General features: G+C 63.2%; 2 protein-coding genes. Both read right to left on the bottom strand.

Features of this window, described 5'->3' with window-relative positions; translation table 11 throughout:
* Positions 1–407: biotin/lipoyl-containing protein (locus EN969_RS33645; protein WP_245467657.1), on the bottom strand; the 407-nt coding region annotated here is incomplete at its 3' end.
* 18 nt (positions 408–425) lie between these two features.
* A partial coding sequence (locus tag EN969_RS33640) for a transketolase C-terminal domain-containing protein (protein WP_281060060.1) occupies positions 426–770 on the bottom strand: 345 nt, incomplete at its 5' end.

The following is a 770-nucleotide window of genomic DNA, read 5'->3' as shown; positions in this document are numbered from 1 at the left end:
GAGGGGGGCGTCTCGCGCTGAGAGGACGGCGGGACAGCGCCCCCCTCTGTCGACTTCGTCGACATCTCCCCCACGGGTGGGGAGATTGGCGCCTTGTCCTGCTTGGCCTCGGCTTTCGCTGGAGCAGCATCGCCCCCGCTTTTCGCGGCAGCGCCTGCATCCTCACCTTCGGCAGCGAGCACGGCGATCAGAGCGTTGACCTTGACGCCTTCGGTGCCGGCGGGAACGACGAGCTTTGCGACCGTGCCCTCATCGACAGCCTCGACTTCCATCGTCGCCTTGTCGGTCTCGATCGCGGCAATGACATCGCCGGGCAAAACCTTGTCGCCTTCCTGGACGAGCCACTTGGACAGATTGCCCTCTTCCATCGTGGGCGACAGGGCCGGCATGGTGATGTTGATTGGCATTTTGTCCTCCCGCCCGGTTCAGCGATATGTGACGGCTTTGACCGCCTCGATGACTTCGCCGACGTTCGGCAAAGCCAGTTTCTCGAGGTTGGCGGCATAGGGCATCGGCACATCCTTGCCGGCGATGGTGATGACCGGCGCGTCGAGGAAATCGAAGGCGCGCTGCGACACCTGGTTGGCGATATGGTCGCCGACCGAGTTCTGCGGATATCCCTCTTCGACAACGATCAGCCGGTTGGTCTTCTTGACCGAGGCGATGATGGTGTCGAGATCGAGCGGCCGGATCGTGCGCAAGTCGATGATCTCGGCATCGATGCCCAAGCCGCGCAGCTCGGCTTCCGCCTTGACCGCATAGGTCATGCC

This window comes from Mesorhizobium sp. M7A.F.Ca.CA.003.01.2.1, assembly GCF_003998945.1.
Lineage (GTDB): Bacteria > Pseudomonadota > Alphaproteobacteria > Rhizobiales > Rhizobiaceae > Mesorhizobium > Mesorhizobium ciceri.
Note: the sequence above shows the minus strand (reverse complement) of the source record. Positions and strands in the feature narration are given on the sequence as shown.